Consider the following 16,247-nt stretch of genomic DNA (forward strand, 5'->3'; position numbering starts at 1 on the left):
AGAATCAGAAGCGGGCTCTATGATTTTGTTTTGTCGCGTTTTCTTCACGCGAACCGGTGTCCACTTCGCTTGAAAACGCTCTAGCGCCACACGGATCTCCGAACGCAGGATCGTACGGCCTCGCCGAACGTTACCCTTCAAACTTAAGTATTGCGGTTCAGGTGCGCAAACCGCCCCGCTTTGGGTGGCGATTGTCCGCCATCCTCAACTTGCAGATCGCCGCCTTGCGGACACGCCGGACCATGGGAGCGGCGGCGCGGTAATCGTGGCGGGACACATCTCGGCCTTCGCCGGGTGACAGCCGGCGAGAGTTTATGGACGAGAGTTCATGTCGGTCGCAGGGCTTTCGACTCCATGTCGAATTCGGCGATCTGCCTGCGGCGTTCGGACTTGGTGCCGCTAAGGTGATCGGTCGCGATCGCGACATAGACCGCCGGAAGCACGAACAGGGTGAACAGCGTTCCGATCATCATGCCGGCCACGACCACGAGACCGATCGAGAACCGGCTCGCCGCGCCCGCTCCCGACGCCGTCAGCAGCGGCAGCAGACCTGTAACCATTGCCGCGGTCGTCATCAGGATGGGACGCAGCCTGACCCGCGCGGCTTTCTCGATCGCCAACCGCTTGTTGAGCTTCTCGTTGATCTGAAGTTCGTTGGCGAATTCGACCATCAGGATGCCGTGCTTGCTGATAAGGCCGATCAGCGTCAGCAGGCCAACCTGGGTATAGATGTTGATCGTCGCGACGCCGAAGAACAGCGGGATCAGTGCGCCGAGGATCGCCATCGGCACGCTGATCATGATGACGAGCGGGTCGCGCAGGCTTTCGAACTGCGCCGCCAGCACCAGGAAGATGATGATGAGCGCGAAGCCGAAGGCAATCGCGAGCTGATTGCCTTCGGTGACGTATTGCCGTGCGTCGGCGAGATAATCGTGACTGAATCCCTTCGGCAGGTTTTTCGCCTGCTGTTCGAGGAACTCCACGGCCTTGCCCACCGTCACGCCCGGCATCGGCACGGCCTGGAAGGTCGCCGCATTGAGCTGGTTGTAGTGGGTCAGCGCATTGGGATCGGTTTCAGTCTTGATCGAGACCAGCGTGGACAGCGGAATCTGCTGGCCGCCGGCTCCCGGCACGTAATACCCATCGAGGGATTGCGGCGACAGGCGCTCGCCGCGCGGCACCTGCGGGATCACCTGATAGGAGCGCCCCTGGAGGTTGAACCGGTTCACATAATTGCCGCCGAGCAACGTCGCCAGCGTCCCGCCGAGCTGCTGCATGGTGACGCCGAGGTCGTTCGCCTTGGTCCGATCGATGGCGACGCGCACCACCGGCTGGTTATAGTCGAGATCGCTGTCGGAGACGATGAACAGACCGCTTTTCTTCGCCGCGTCCTTGAGCTTGTTCATTTCCTCATAGACCGTCTGGAAGCTGGAAGTGCTGTAGAGCACCATCTGGACCGGCAGACCACCCGGACCGCCCGGCAGCGGCGGCCGGTTGAAGGCGAAAGCGTTCACGCCCTCGACCTTGCTGATTTCAGCCTGCACCAGCGGCTTGATGGTCATCGCGGAGCGCTTGCGTTCGTCCCACGGTTTCAACAACATGCCGGCGATGCCATCGTTGATGCCGTTGGTGCCGTTGATCACGAAGCGCAGGTCGGTCTCGGGAAACCCTGCATAAGCCTTGTCGAGCTTGTCGCCGTAAAAATCCATGTAGTCGATGTTGGCGTATTTCGGCGCCTTGATGACCGCGAACACGATGCCCTGATCCTCTTCGGGCGCCAGCTCGGTCGAGGTGTTCGTGTAGAGAAAGCCGACCAGCCCGAGGATCGTCACCGCGAATAGCGCCGTCACCGGCCGGTAGTCGAGCGAGCGATCCAGCTTCCGACCGTACCAGTCGGTAACCGAACTGAATATCCTGTCGACCTTGGTGGCGAACCATCCCTGCCCGCCGTGCTTGAGCAGCACCGAGCACATCATCGGCGACAGTGTCAGCGCGATGACGCCGGAGACGATCACCGCCCCCGCCAGCGTGAAAGCGAATTCGCGAAACAGCGCGCCGGTGAGACCACCGAGGAAGCCGATCGGCGCATACACCGCGGCCAGCGTGATCGTCATCGAGATGACCGGGCCGACGATTTCGCGCGCGCCCTGCAAGGACGCCTGAACCGCCGACTTGCCCTCTTCGAGATGCCGGTGGATATTCTCAACCACAACGATGGCGTCATCGACCACAAGGCCGATCGCCAGCACCATCGCCAGCAGCGTCAGCAGGTTGAAGCTGAAACCCGCCACCATCATCAGCGCGCAGACGCCGATCAGCGACAGCGGGATCGTCACCACCGGGATGATGACCGAACGCAGCGAGGCGAGAAACAGGAAGATCACGACGATAACGATGAGGACCGCCTCGATCAGCGTGTTCTGCACCTCGTGAATCGAGGAGGTAATGAACTTGGTCGAGTCGTAAGCCACCTTCATCTTCATCGAGGGAGGAAGATTCCGCTCAATGTCCGGAAACAGCGCCCGCACTCCGGAAACAATGTTCAGCGGGTTGCCCTGCGGGGTCGCCTGCACGCCGATGAAGATCGCACGCTGCCCGCTGAAAGCAACGCTGGCGTTGGTGCTTTGCGCCGCAAGCTCCACCGTGGCGATGTCTTCCATGCGCACGAAGCCGCCGTCCTTGGCCTTCACCGTCATGCGCTTGAACTGCTCGACGCTTTGCAGGTCGGTATTGGTGGTAACGTTGGAGATCGTATAATAGCCCTTGGTCTGGCCCGCCGCCGCCTGGAAGTTGTTGGCGGCGATCGCGATGGCGACTTCCGCCGTGGTCACGTTGCGCCCGGCCATCTTCATCGGATCAAGCCATACCCTCATCGCGAAGGTCTGACCGCCGAGAATGTCGGCCGAAGCCACGCCGTCCACCGTCGACAGGATGGGCTGCACCACGCGCGTCAGATAATCGGAAATGGCCGAGCCCGACAACTCGTCGCTCGAGAAGCCGATATACATCACCGCCGTGGTCTCGCCGGTGGACTTCAGGATCACCGGGTCGTTGGCTTCCTTCGGGATCAGATATCTCACCGAATTGACCTTCGACAAAACCTCGGTGAGCGCCGCGTTCGGATCGAAGTTCAGCTTGACGTAGACCTTGATCTGGCTCTGACCCTGGGTCGAGGTGGAGGTGATGTAGTCAACGCCTTCGGCCGACGCGACCGCCTGCTCGATCGGCGTGGTGATAAAGCCCTGCATCAGATCCGGCGACGCGCCCGGATAGATCGTGGAGACGGTGATCACGGTGTTGGACAGCTTCGGATACTGCCGGACCGGCAGATTGAAGGCCGCCGCCAGGCCGATCAGCAGGATCAGCAGACTGACGACGACCGACAATACCGGCCGCTTGATGAAGATGTCCGTGAATGCCATGAAGGCGCTCCATTGACGCGTGGCTGCTCCGGCGAGCGGAGCATGACCGCGAGACGTTCGATCGATCCGGATCCGCCACGTGACGGATCCGGCTCTAGAGTCTTTCACCGCTTCATGGAAACGGTGAAAGACTCTATCTTTATGTTTTGACGCGTTTTCTTCACGCGAACCGGATTCCACTTCGCTCGAAAACGCTATAGTATCAGTTCAGCGGCGGCTCCGCCGGAATCTGCGGCATCGGATCCTTCGAGATCTCGACCGCGGCTCCCGACTGCAGCTTGAGCTGGCCGACCGCGGCGACCCTGTCGCCGGGCTGCACGCCTTTCTCGATGATCGCGCGACCATTGATCCGGTCGCCGGTGCGGACAAAGGTGCGCTCGACCGTCAGGCTGGTCTTGCCGTCATCCTCCTTCTTCTCCTTGATGAGATAGACGGAGTCGCCATACAGCGTGTAATCGACCGCGGTTTCCGGGACCGTGACAGCCGGCGGCTTGTCCGGCAGCACCACGATCACATCGGCGAACATGCCGGGTTTAAGGATGTTGTCCGGGTTGACGATGGTGGCCTGGACGCGAATGTTGCGGGTTTCGGTGGCTATCTGGGGCTCGATGGTGGTGATCTTGCCGTCAAACTCCCTGCCCGGATAGGCATCGACCGACACCCGCACCGTCTGGCCGACCGCAAGCCGCGCGCTGTCCTTTTCAGTCACGGTGAAGTTCGCGAACAGGGTCGACAGATCGGTCAGCGACACGATCTGCGTCCCCGCGGTCAGGAACTGTCCCACTTCCACCTGACGCACGCCGAGCACGCCGTCGAACGGCGCGCGCACCAGCTTCTGCGAAATGATCGCTTCGGTCTTGGCGATGCCGGCATTGGCCTGGTCGAAAGCGGCCTGCGTCTGGTCCACCGTCACCTGCGGACCGACCTGGCGCGCGGCGAGCTGCCTCGCCCGTTCCAGGGCAAGTCTTGAGACCGTCGCCTGGGCCTTGAAGCTGGCCAGATCGCCCTGCTCCGGCTGGTCGAACAGTTGAACCAGCGGCGCCCCCTTGACGACGCGGCTGCCGGCCGTGAACAAAATCTCGGTGATGCGCCCGTTCACATCGGACGTCACGTTGACCTGATGCACCGCGGCCAGGCTGCCCACCGCCCGCTGCAGATTGGGCAGGACTTCCGATTTGACCTCGACCGCGCTGATGGTCACCGGCGGCGGTTTATTGTTGGCGAAGAACTGCGCGATCATGTGCGCGCGGAACGCGTTGAACCCGACCAGCCCGCCGACCAGCAATACAAGCAGTATGCCGGCAATGATGAACCAGCGCACCATGCGCACCGGGCGCTTGCGAGGATTCTCGTCCAGTTCGCGCGGCGGTACCTCGGTCTTGTCGCCGGTATCGCCTTCCCTTCTTACCGTCATGTCATGCACTTTCTACGGCCGACGTTTGGGCGGCGTTGAATACAGGTTCCCGGTCCAGATGCAAGGCAATCGCCGCTGCATTCAAACCGATCCCCCGAAGAATGAATTCACAAATCTGCCGTTCCAGGTCGGGCTCGCCGCCATATGACAGGGCTGGAACGGAAGGAAGCCTGCTGAGAACCAACATGAGAACCGTATGATGAGCGAACCAGAACAGATTGAGCGGATCACGCCCTACCGGCTCGGCATCGCCCTCCGCAATCGCCTGCTCAAGTGAAGCCGTGAAGGCCCGGCCGATCAGATCCCGGATTTTCTCGTACAGCAATCGGGCGAACTCACCGTCGTCGAGCTGACTTGAAACCATGAGGCGCAGGCGCTGCGCTTCCTGCTGATCCGGCGAAGCGGAGACGTTCAGAAAGTGCCTGACCATGCCGCGGACAAGGATAACGAGCGTCTCCGTCGAGGGCTCGCGATCAAGCAGGCGATGCAGCGCCGGATCCGCCTCGCAAGCTTCGGCCAGAATTTCGGCGTAGAGCGCGGCCTTGGTGGGAAAATGCTTGAACAGCAACGCCTCTGAGATCGATGCGGCGGCCGCAACGCTCTTGGTCGTCGTACCCGCGAACCCGTGGCGTGCGAAACACTGTTTCGCAGCGCTCAGAATCAACTCACGTCGCAGATCGCCGGTCATCCGCAGGTTGCTCATGGTGATGTGAGTAAGCACTCACCTCACTTGAGTCAAGGCGAATGTTGCATTGCATCAATTCAAGACCGAAATGATCCACCACCCCCTTTTAATGCCGGGGAAACGATGGAATACGGCGGCCGGGCGGTTACGGAAAAAGTCCGCGCGTCGCCTTCGCGGACCGCACTTTCTCGACCCCGAGCGCCATCGCGGCGGTGCGATGCGAGATACCGTCCCTTTTCGCCCGCTCGACCATCTGCCCGAAGGCGCGGTCAAGGATCTGGTATTCGCGTCGCGTCACCTGATCTTCTTCCCAGAACAGTTGCTGCAGACCCTGAACCCATTCGAAGTAGCTGACCACCACGCCGCCTGAATTGCAGAGGATGTCCGGAATCAGGAAGATCTCGTCCTGTCGCGTCTCCAGGATCAGATCGGCTTCAGGCGTGGTCGGCCCGTTGGCGCCCTCGGCCAGAACGCGGCATTTCAGGTTCTCGGCGACGCGCGCGTCGATCACGCGCTCCACCGCGGCGGGAACGAGCACGTCGCACGGCAGGGTCAGGATCGCCGCGGGATCGTAATGAAGCTGGTTGGAATATCCCGCGAGGCTTCCCTGCGTCCCGGTGTGGCGCAGCAACCCGGGAATATCCAGGCCCTTGCTGTCATAAAGGGCGCCGGTGTGATCGCTCACCGCGATGATCCTGACGCCGGAGTTGTAAAGTTCGAGCGCCGCCTGGGAGCCGACGTTGCCGAAGCCCTGAACGACGGCGGTCGCACCACCGAACGCGATGTCGCGTTCCTTCATGACGCGGCGGACGAGATGGGCAACGCCGCGGCCCGTGGCCTCGCGACGGCCAAGCGTGCCGCCCGTGCTGACAGGCTTGCCGGTGACGATCTCGGTGACGGTGCGGCCCTGATACATGGAATAGGTATCCATGAACCAGGCCATCACCTGCTCGTTCGTGCCCATGTCCGGAGCCATCACATCGGTGTGCGGCCCGACGAACGGAATCATCTCCTGCATGTAACGGCGCGACAGCCCTTCCAACTCGCGCATCGAAAGCGATTGCGGATCGACGCTGACGCCGCCTTTGGCTCCGCCATAGGGCAATCCGACCAGCGCGCATTTCCAGCTCATCCAGATGGCGAGCGCGGCCACCTCGCCGATATCCACGCACGGCGCAAAGCGGGTGCCGCCCTTGGTCGGGCCCAGCGTGAGATGATGCTGCACGCGGTATCCCTCGAAAACCGCGATCGATCCGTCATCGCGATGCACCGGGCAGGAAATCGTGATGGCGCGCTTGGGCATCAGGATGCGCTCTCGCTCATCCATCGGGATCGACAGGTGGTCAGCGATGACCCCGAACTGCTGAACCGCCATGTCGAACACCGGGCCGGCGTAAACCGTCATCGTTTTCTCCCTGCGTGATCTGGTTCGCGAACAATCAATGATAACATCCCTCGCCCGGATAAAGGCTGCATAAAAGCATCATGTGAAGCCTGTGCGTCAACCGATCGCCGCATGATGGAGGCCGCGATGCGATGTTTCCGCCGGCAGGATTTCAGGCAAGCGCCCGCTTGAGATCGAAAGCGGTATCGGCAGCCTGCTCCGGCGGAATCGAACCGTTCACCGCCAGAAAGCGACGGCCGAAGACGTGATCCGACGCACGGTTGACCGATTCGATTCCGATCAGACAGCCGCCCTTGTAACAGAACGCGGAGAACGACCCCTGCCCGACATCGCCACGCACGACGACCTGATCGTAACCGGTCGTCAAACCCGCGATCTGCAGCTTGTCCGGCCCCTGATCGCTCCAGAACCACGGAAAACCGTCATAGTTCTTCGCGTGACCGATCAGCCGCGCCGCCACGCAGCGCGCCTGATCGGTCGCGTTCTGCACGGATTCGAGCCGCAGCGACGCGCCGAAACGCTCGCTCGCAAACAGGGCGCAATCGCCGATCGCCGAAATGTTCGGGTCGGCGGTGAGCAGATGCTCGTCGACGATAATTCCGGAGGCCACCGGCAGGCCCGCCTCCCCCGCCAGTTCGACATTGGGCAGAACGCCGATGCCGACCACCACGAGATCCGCCGCAAGTTGTCTGCCGTCGCTCAAGGCAACGCCTGACACGCGGCCTCCGTCGCCGACGATGCTCGTCGCCTGCACTCCGAAATGAAGGCGAATCCCGGCTTCGCTGTGGCGCTGCTGAAAGAACTCCGAAATCTCCGGCGTGACCGCACGCGCCATTACGCGCGGCGCAAGCTCCACGACATCGACCTCCAGCCCCTTCGCCCGCGCCGTGGCCGCGAATTCGAGGCCGATGAAGCCCGCACCGACAACCACCACCCGCCGCCGGGTGGCGAAGAGCTGCCGCAGCTTCTCGCTCTCGTCGAGCGATCGTAGATACACGACATCCTCCAGATCGGCGTTGGGAACGTCGAGCAGGCGGTTGCGCGCGCCCGTCGCCAGCACGAGGTGTTTATAAGGCCGGGACGCACCGGAGGCGCAGACGAGTTGAAGCGCGCCGCGATCGATGGCGACGGCGCGATCGGCGATCAGTTCGATGCGCTGATCGTGATAGAATTTCTCCGGCCTGAACATCACCGAATCCGGGCTTCCGCCGCCTTTCAGGTAGGCTTTCGAGAGCGGAGGCCGCTGGTAAGGCAGATGCGGCTCGTCATTGATCAGGCCGACAGGCCCCTCGTACCCGGCCTGACGAAGCGAAACGGCAAGTTGAAAGCCGGCATGGCCGGCGCCGACGATCAGAATCGGTGCGTCCTCCATTCGTCAAGCCCACCAGTTCAGGACGGTCTGAACGTCTGTCATATCGCCTCCAAAGCGTTATCTTTCCGGGAGCGGGTGTCGGCCCGCGCCGTTTTCTTGCACGAACCCGCCGCCGATTGCCACTCCCGGCGGAACCGCGGTTAACAATCAACCGGGTCATGCGACACACCTTGTAGGCGGAACGGTCCTGATCGATCCGAAACTGGCCCTCTCACCCGGAGCGACCCCAGATGACAGTCCTCAATCCCGGCTCTCCCGAAGCTTCGGGGATGTCCAGCGTCGCGCTCGCGCGCGTCGATGATCACCTGAAGCGGCGATACATCGATGCCGGCCGGTTTCCGGGCACGCAGCTTATGGTGCACCGGCGCGGCAGCCTCGTGCACAGTTCGGTGCAGGGTTTTGCCGACCTGGAACGCAAGGCGCGGCTGAAGGATGACACCATCTTCCGCATCTATTCCATGACCAAGCCGATCACCTCGGTGGCTTTCATGATGCTGGTGGAACAGGGTCTGGTCGCGCTCGACGACCCCGTCCACAAATATATTCCCGAATGGAAGAACCTCGGCGTGTTCCAGGCGGGCGCCGCGCCTGCTTTCACGACCAGGCCGCCGTCGCGGCCGATGCAGATCGTCGATCTGCTCCGTCACACATCCGGACTGACCTACGGCTTTCAGCAGCGGACCAGCGTCGACGCGGCGTACCGCGACCAGCAGATCGGCGCGCTGAACCTTACCGGCACGCTGGATTCGATGATCGCAGATCTTGCCGGCATTCCGCTGGAATTCTCGCCGGGCGAGGCCTGGAATTACTCGGTCTCCACGGATGTGATCGGCTACCTCATCGGCAGGATCAGCGGCATTCCCTTCGACCGGTTCCTGAAAGAGCGCATTTTCGAACCGTTGGGAATGGCCGACACCGGCTTCTTCGTGCCGGCCGGCAAGGCGCACCGGCTCGCGGCCTGCTATAGCGCTGATGCAGGCGGCATGATGCCGGCCCATTCGCCGGGCGCGAGGAGCGGGCTGACGTTGCAGGACGATCCCGCCACCAGCCCGTTTCTCTCCCCGCCCGGCTTCATCTCGGGAGGCGGCGGCCTTTGCTCGACGGCTGCCGACTACCTCACCTTCTGCCGGGCGCTGCTCAACGGCGGAGAACTCGGCGGCGTCAGGCTGATCGGGCCGAAAACGCTGGCGCTGATGACGAGCAATCATCTCCCCGGCAATCGGGACTTGCCGGAGATGTCGCAATCCATGTTCTCGGAAGCGACCTACAGCGGCATCGGTTTCGGCCTCGGCTTCGCCGTCACCATCAATCCCGCAAGGACGCTGATAGCCGGAAGCGCCGGCGAATACGCCTGGGGCGGCGTTGCGACGACATCATTCTGGATCGATCCGGCGGAAGAACTGATCGCCATCTTCATGACGCAGGTGATCCCCTCGACCGCCTATCCCGTCAGGCGCGAACTTCGCACCATGGTATATGCGGCCATCACCGACGCCGGAGCATGATGTCATCAAGCTGAATCGGACCATGCTCCAGAAACTATTGTCTGGTCGCATTTTCCTGCGGCGAACAGGTCATCCGCTTCGCCGGAAAATGCTCTGATCCTTGAACCGCGTTGCCTGTCTATTCAAGCCTCAACGCTATTTCGTCGTTCCCTCTCCGGCCGATGCGAGCGTTCGCTTCGCCGCGATCAGGTGCGGAATGTCATACATCCTGCCCTCGATACCTATCACGCCCGCATCAGGCTGACTGGCGAAGGCGGCGACGACGCGGCGGGCGTGCGCCAGATCGGTTTCGCTTGGCGTGAAGCAGGCGTTGATGGTCGCAACCTGATCCGGATGGATCGCAAGACGCCCGACGAATCCGTCGCGGCGGGCGATACGGCAGCTCTCGGCGAGGCCCGCCTGATCCCTGAAATCACTATACAGCGTATCCAGCGCAACAACGCCGGCCGCGTTGGCGGCGAACAGACATTGGGCGCGCGCGACCTGATAAGGGAATGTCCAATCGCCGTTCGGCTCTTTATTGGTCAGCGCGCCCACCGCGGCGCTGAGATCTTCAGCACCCCATGTCATGGCCGCAAGCCTTGAGACTTGCCCTGGACGTTGTGCTGCATAACCGGAAAAGCCGAGCATCGCAGCCGGCGTCTCGGTGGCGACAGCCAGCAGTTTCACATGGCCGGCGGGAATGCCCGCGGCCACCTCCAGGACATCGACGTAATGTGATATCTGCTCGATGTCCTGAATGCCGTTGACCTTCGGAATCAGGATGCCGTCCAGCCCCGGGCGGACCACAGCCGCAAGATCAGCCAGCGTCAGGCCCGTTCCGAGCGCGTTGATCCGAACCAGAAACGTCCAATCCCGGGCAGTCGCGCCGCTGAGGAAACTCTTCACCGCCTCACGCGCCATCGCCTTGCGGCCAGGCACGACAGAATCTTCCAGATCGAGAACCAGCGCATCCGCGCCGCAGCCATCGGCTCGCGCGAACTTGCGATCGCTGTCAGCGGGGACGAAAAGTAGCGAGCGCCATTTCATGCCGGACTCCGCATCATCAGCGCGTTGCGCCGGCAGAACACCACCTCTTCGTCGCGCTGGTTGTATCCGCGATGCTCGAAAGTGACGATACCCTGCGTTGGCCGCGACTTGCTGTCGCGAACCGAAATCACTTTCGATTCCGCGCGCAACGTATCGCCGGCGAATACCGGATGGGGAAACCTTGTTTCTTCCATGCCGAGGTTTGCGACCGTGGTTCCAAAAGTAGTATCCTGCACCGAAAGGCCGATGATGAGACCCAGCGTGAAGATGGAGTTGATCAGTGGTTTGCCGAATTCTGTCGATCTGGCGTATTCGTGATCGATATGCAGCGCGGCCGGATTGCAGGTCAGCGAGGAGAACAGGACATTGTCCATGTCGGTGACGGTCCGCCGAACTTCGTGAACGAACGTCTGCCCGACGGAAAACTGCTCGAAATACAGTCCGGCCATTCGGCTTCTCCTCGACCGCCATCGGATTGAACGCTCAGCGTCAACATCGTGGCCGGTTCCGGAGTTTGCCATCCGCTACCGCCGACCGCAATGAGCCGGACTTTGACCCCTTTCGTTTCTGATGGAATCAGAAGCGAGGCTTTCAGATTCTGATTTAACGCGTTTTCTTCACGCGAACCGATGTCCACTTCGCTCGAAAACGCTCTATGATTTTATTTTAACGCGTTTTCTTCACGCGAACCGGTGTCCACTTCGCTCGAAAACGCTATAGATCAAAATCAGGGAGCCACGATTCCGTTCGAAAGCGGAACGGCCCCGGATCAGGGCAACCGGCAGGCTTTGCTCCTTGCGAGGCCAGTTGCGCAATGTTCTCGCAGATCGAGAATCCATCCCTCATGGAGACAAAATTGACCCGGAAATTCGTTGCCGAAGCCGCCTCGCTAGCTGTCTTTGGAGCAGGGCTCGCAGGCGTCTATATCCTTGCCAAGGTACTTAAAGGCGACGTCGCGGATTTAACGATCGCGTTGATCGCCACGGTCATATTCGTGGTGTTTTATGTTCTTGGCCAGTGGGTGAAACGCACGATCGACCCGCCGCATGTTGTCAAGTAACCATCGCGGGAGCCCCTTCGCTGAAGGATTCTCGTGAGCCCGTATTCTCAAGCGAGCCTCGCGAGCCTGCCAATGACCTCTCACCGCCGGACGGCGCTCCACCTGCCGACGCATCCGTCACTGCGCTGATATGATCCGCCTCCCCTGTTTCCCGAAAGCCGGCCAACCGCGCTGAGCCTCACGCCGCCGCCGGCATTTGTCGAGGCTTGAAACGCACCGTTTCGGCTAACGCGACCGCTTCCGCCACCGGAGACGATGACCTGCGTGCCTGAAACCGTGAAAGAGCCGCCGCCACTTCCCTGACAGTTGGTGCTTGTCCCCGTGAACGACCAGCCGCCATCAAACCCGCCGACAGCAGGCAAATTGCCCCGCGCGGGCGGATTGCTCTGGCGAGTATGAGGCGGCTTCGGGCGGCTCTGCGGCGGCTGATCCTCCCGGCGGTCCTGAGAAAGCCCCGCCATCGCTACGCTGGTCGCCGCGGCCAGCGCGAAGGCAGCCGTGAGAGCAACCTGAAAATCCCTGAGCATTCCTGTTCTCTGCATCCACTGCGAGGCGCTTCGATCAACGCTCGCCCCGTCCGTCTTCTGTCCATTGACACCGTCTCTATATCGGCGCCCCGTCCTGGAAAACCCTAGATTCTTTGCTTTCGATGGAATCAGAAGCAAAAAAAGGCTGCGGACGAGTTTTTTGTGATGTGATTCAAGCAGGACGCGGTTCGTGACGCCGCGCGCGGCGGCGTGATGCTCTTTGCGACATGCCGCAGCGATCATCAGCGAGAATAGCGTGCCGGGTTTGCTTGCTATAGCGTTTTCGAGCGAAGTGGGAACCGGTTCGTGTGAAGAAAACGTGTCAAATCAAAAAGCTAGAGTCGTTCGACCGGTTGCCGTCATCGAAGCCGGCGGGGAATCACGCAGGTGTTCCGCGCCTCGATTACGTCCAGTCGAAGCGGAGTGTTTCGCGGAACGCGAAACGCTCGATATGACTGGCCACGACCTCCCGCAGCGTCGCAAGGCTGGCGGCGTCCTCGGTCGCCAGGTCGATGACAAGACTTTCCGGTTCGGCTGTCAGCCGTGCCTCTCCCAGAGGAAGCGCGATCCTGCCCTTGACGGAATCGTACTCGGTTTCGAATTTATGGGCCCAATGTTTGCAAAGCTGCTGCAAATATCGGCTTGCATGCACCGTATTCACCGTTGCGCGGCTCGTTTCCGTGGCGCTGCGGGACTGCGGATTCATCGGCAACCTCCAGGCTCGAATACGATTGGACCGTGCCGTCGCGGCATGATTCACGCCTGCGACCGGTGACCCGCGCCCCCTCGGCTGAGCCGAGGGGGCCTTTTTCGATCGGCGATCAGAAATTGAACGTAGCCGACAGCATGTAGGTTCGCGGCGCACCCACGGCGAGGAAGCCGCGGGCGGCGGATAGATAGTAGGCGTTGTCAGCCACGTTCTCGACGATGGCCCTCATGACAATGGGTTTGCCCAACGGACCCACGAACGTATATCTCGCCCCGAGATCCAACCGCGTCCAGCCGGAAACGGATTGCGTGTTGGCCTGATCGTAGAACACGTCCCCGGTACGGATCACCCGCCCGGTCATCGTCACGCCCGGGGCCATCCAGTGCGGCAGATCATACTCGCCGTAAAGGTTCAGCGCCGTGACCGGAACGCCCGGCACGTTGTTGCCGTCGAAGCGGCCTCCAATCGTGTTGACCTGCGTGGCATCCATCAGCGCGATGCCGCCGAGCAGACGGAGCCCCTCAATCGGCGAGCCGAACACGTTGAGTTCGAAACCGCGGTTACGCTGAAGGCCGGCGACGGAGAAGAGGTTGGTGCCGGGATCCGTGAAGGCGAACGGCTGCCTGATCTCGAAGAGCGAGGCCGTCACCGTGACGGTGCCGAAATCGTATTTGGCGCCGACTTCCTGTTGCCGGCTCACCACCGGCGGGAAAACCGTGCCGCTATTGCCCGCGAGCGCGGGCGCCGTCGGTCCCGCATCGAGCGATTCTATGTAGTTCGTGTAAAAGGACAGCCGATCGGTCGCACGCAGGACAGCGCCGACGGCCGGGCTGAAACGAGCCTGCTGATTACGCGAGGTCTCCATGCCCAGGTTAGGTCCGGGCGCGGTCGAATAGCCGCTGATCGCAATGTCCTGCCAGCGCCCGCCGAGCGTCACGAGCAACCTGTCGTCGAAGACCGAGAGCGTATCGGACACCGCGACGCTTCGCGCGACCAGCCGCGTAAACAACGGCCTGTCGTCGGACCTCGCGAATCCTGTGGTCTGGAACGAGCCTGGCGGCAAGCGGACGGGATTGTAGATGTTCGTCACGTAACTGAACGGGGTGAAGCCGAGAACGCCGCCGCGGTAAAGCTCGTTGGTCATGGTGACGGCCGCGACGTTCACCTGGTGACCGACGACACCGGTCCGGAACTTCGAACGCAGGCCCATCTCACCTGCGAATCCCTGAAGCTTCTGCGGCTGAATCGCAAGCGAATTGATCGCCGTCCCGTTCGGGTTAGTTATCTGGTAGGAGGAGGTGAGAAAGTCCTCGTTGTATCTGCTGCCGCCGCCCGCGATATAGACGGTCGTATCCGGCAACAGATCGTATTCGGCGCGGCCGGCGACCATCTTGTAGCGACTGTCGATGAATTCGTCGCGGCTCGATGTGTTGATGCGGCCGTTTGGCGCCGGTGGGATCTCGATACCCGGAGCCACTCTATTGAACAGCGAGGTCGGCGCCCTGATGTTCTGAACCGAGCTGTTAAAGTCCAGCGAGGCGCGGAACCGTTCGCCGCGATAATCCAGACCGAGCGCGGCGACACCGACTTCGGCCGAGTTGAGATCGAGCGGCGTATTGCCCTTGCGGTAAGAGCCGTTGAAACGAACGCCCCACTCCTTGTTTTCTCCGAAGCGGCGGCCGAGATCGGCGTGGTTCCAGATCTGCGAGTTGCTGATGTAGGTCGTCGTCAGACGCGTCAGCGGCTCGTCGCCGGCGCGCTTCGGAATCATGTTGATCGTGCCGCCAGTGCGCGCGGTGCCGCCGCTGAGCAGCGCGCTCGGGCCCTTGAGGACTTCGACGCGTTCGATTCCCTCAAGGAAGCTCCGGCGCGGGTTGGAGAGGTAGAACAGCCCGTCATAAGCGGTGTCGAGGTTGGTCACCGAAAATCCGCGGATGAAGAACGAGTCGCGCTCACTGAACGGCGGCGCGTCGTTGCGGACCGAAGGATCGTTGAGCGTGACATCCGCGATGCTTCTCGCCCGCTGATCCTCCATCAGCTTGGAGGTGTAGCCGGTGACATTGAACGGCGTCGTGAGAACCGACGTGTTGCCCAGCATACCCATCCGTACGCCCGTTCCGACCTGGCCGCCGGCATACGGCGCCGGAGGCTGTCCGACGGTTCCAGTCTGCGGCAGGGCGGGCGGGGAAGGAGCGGCCGGCGGGGGCGTCGCCTCGCGGGAACGTGGCCGCACCGCGGCCCGATGCGGATTCGGCGCCGCGCGAACCGTTCGGTTTCGCGTCGCCGGGCGCGTCCGCGGCGCGATCACCTCGATCGGCGTGAGCGTCGTGCCGGCGCTCGAAGATGAGGACTGCGCGATGGCGCTTTCAGACAGAGGCAGAACGCCCAGGCCTGAGATAATGAGAGCTATTTGACCAACCTGCCTTCTCATAAAAAGTCTCCGATGCAATGTGTGTTCAACAATAGGTGCGAATGGATAGCGGAGCGGAAGCGTGCTCCGCGCTGGTTTGCGGCGTGACGGCGGGTTTCGGGCGGCCTGCCGTCATCGCAGGCGCGCCATGCAATACGCATCGACGAACACGCCATCCCTGAACGTCGCGGCTTTGTGGGTGCCCTCGATCTCGAAACCGAATTTGTTGTAGAGCGCGAGCGCGCTGACGTTGTCGGTGAACACGGTCATCTCGATCCGCTTGATGTTCAGCCAATTGTCGGCGGCGTCGATCATCGCGCCGAGCAGCCGGGAGCCGATTCCCTTTCGGGAATGGTCTTCGTGAACGCCGATCCAGAACTCGGCCGCATGGGCGCGGCGTCCGTAGAAGGGACGCAGCGCCGAGGCGCCGACGACCCGGCCATCCAGTTCAGCCGAGAGATGCAGATCCCGCGGTGACTGCGGTTCGAGCCACTTCCTGACCTTGTCGAAGGATTCGTAAGGGAGAGCGAGAGTCCAGAAACGAAATGCGTGCTGATTGACGATCTCGAAAATATCAGCAGCGTCCTCACTGCGCATGGCGCGGATAGTAATCTCCATTCGTTTCTCCGGAAGTTCGGTCAGACGATCATGTGCCGGCACCTCGTGACTCCGCGGGCCGTCTCTCCCGCGCTGAATGCCGCCTGTGGAC

At 61.8% G+C, this 16,247-nt stretch carries 13 protein-coding genes; 2 read left to right on the top strand and 11 right to left on the bottom strand.

Annotated features, from left to right (window positions below; all coding sequences use genetic code 11):
* Positions 1-326 precede the first annotated feature (326 nt).
* From ACMYR2_RS12595 to ACMYR2_RS12615, 5 genes are all read right to left on the bottom strand, one after another.
* Complete coding sequence (locus tag ACMYR2_RS12595) at positions 327-3,422, bottom strand: multidrug efflux RND transporter permease subunit (RefSeq protein WP_347264579.1); 3,096 nt, start codon at positions 3,420-3,422, stop codon at positions 327-329.
* Positions 3,423-3,624: 202 nt separating this feature from the next.
* Positions 3,625-4,836 carry an efflux RND transporter periplasmic adaptor subunit gene (locus ACMYR2_RS12600; protein ID WP_416193024.1) on the bottom strand — a complete coding sequence of 404 codons (1,212 nt, stop codon included), beginning with the start codon at positions 4,834-4,836 and terminating at the stop codon, positions 3,625-3,627.
* Between the two features lies 1 nt (position 4,837).
* Positions 4,838-5,539 (bottom strand): helix-turn-helix domain-containing protein, encoded by a 702-nt coding sequence (locus ACMYR2_RS12605; protein ID WP_347265407.1) that lies wholly within the window; start codon positions 5,537-5,539, stop codon positions 4,838-4,840.
* A 127-nt stretch (positions 5,540-5,666) separates the two neighbouring features.
* Complete coding sequence (locus tag ACMYR2_RS12610; protein WP_347265406.1) at positions 5,667-6,926, bottom strand: Glu/Leu/Phe/Val dehydrogenase; 1,260 nt, start codon at positions 6,924-6,926, stop codon at positions 5,667-5,669.
* A 151-nt stretch (positions 6,927-7,077) separates the two neighbouring features.
* On the bottom strand, positions 7,078-8,298 hold the full coding sequence (locus ACMYR2_RS12615) for an NAD(P)/FAD-dependent oxidoreductase (RefSeq protein ID WP_416193025.1): 1,221 nt from the start codon (positions 8,296-8,298) through the stop codon (positions 7,078-7,080).
* Positions 8,299-8,528: 230 nt separating this feature from the next.
* Here ACMYR2_RS12615 and ACMYR2_RS12620 point away from each other — a divergent pair, with 230 nt between their 5' ends.
* Positions 8,529-9,803: a serine hydrolase domain-containing protein gene (locus ACMYR2_RS12620; RefSeq protein WP_416193026.1), complete on the top strand. Its 1,275-nt coding sequence runs from the start codon at positions 8,529-8,531 to the stop codon at positions 9,801-9,803.
* Between the two features lie 135 nt (positions 9,804-9,938).
* Here ACMYR2_RS12620 and ACMYR2_RS12625 read toward each other — a convergent pair whose 3' ends face one another.
* Both ACMYR2_RS12625 and ACMYR2_RS12630 read right to left on the bottom strand, forming a co-directional pair.
* Positions 9,939-10,832, bottom strand: a complete 894-nt coding sequence (locus ACMYR2_RS12625) for a CoA ester lyase (RefSeq protein WP_347264548.1) — start codon at positions 10,830-10,832, stop codon at positions 9,939-9,941.
* Entirely contained in the window at positions 10,829-11,281 is a 453-nt protein-coding gene (locus ACMYR2_RS12630) for a MaoC family dehydratase (RefSeq protein ID WP_347264549.1), read from the bottom strand. The genes ACMYR2_RS12625 and ACMYR2_RS12630 overlap by 4 nt, the downstream gene beginning before the upstream one ends.
* A 365-nt stretch (positions 11,282-11,646) precedes the next feature.
* Between ACMYR2_RS12630 and ACMYR2_RS12635 the strand changes: the two genes are divergently transcribed.
* A complete protein-coding gene (locus ACMYR2_RS12635) occupies positions 11,647-11,892 on the top strand; it encodes a hypothetical protein (RefSeq protein ID WP_347264550.1) in 246 nt (81 codons plus the stop codon).
* A gap of 80 nt (positions 11,893-11,972) precedes the next feature.
* Here ACMYR2_RS12635 and ACMYR2_RS12640 read toward each other — a convergent pair whose 3' ends face one another.
* The 4 genes from ACMYR2_RS12640 to ACMYR2_RS12655 form a co-directional block, all read right to left on the bottom strand.
* The gene (locus tag ACMYR2_RS12640; RefSeq protein ID WP_347264551.1) at positions 11,973-12,419 is read right to left on the bottom strand and encodes a hypothetical protein; all 447 of its coding nucleotides are present in this window, start codon (positions 12,417-12,419) and stop codon (positions 11,973-11,975) included.
* A gap of 403 nt (positions 12,420-12,822) precedes the next feature.
* Entirely contained in the window at positions 12,823-13,125 is a 303-nt protein-coding gene (locus tag ACMYR2_RS12645; RefSeq protein ID WP_347264552.1) for a DUF2218 domain-containing protein, read from the bottom strand.
* Between the two features lie 115 nt (positions 13,126-13,240).
* Positions 13,241-15,559 carry a TonB-dependent siderophore receptor gene (locus ACMYR2_RS12650; protein ID WP_347264553.1) on the bottom strand — a complete coding sequence of 773 codons (2,319 nt, stop codon included), beginning with the start codon at positions 15,557-15,559 and terminating at the stop codon, positions 13,241-13,243.
* Positions 15,560-15,670: 111 nt separating this feature from the next.
* Entirely contained in the window at positions 15,671-16,156 is a 486-nt protein-coding gene (locus tag ACMYR2_RS12655; protein ID WP_347264554.1) for a GNAT family N-acetyltransferase, read from the bottom strand.
* Positions 16,157-16,247 lie beyond the last annotated feature (91 nt).

It is taken from the genome of Nitrobacter sp. TKz-YC01 (assembly GCF_047824785.1).
Lineage (GTDB): Bacteria > Pseudomonadota > Alphaproteobacteria > Rhizobiales > Xanthobacteraceae > Nitrobacter.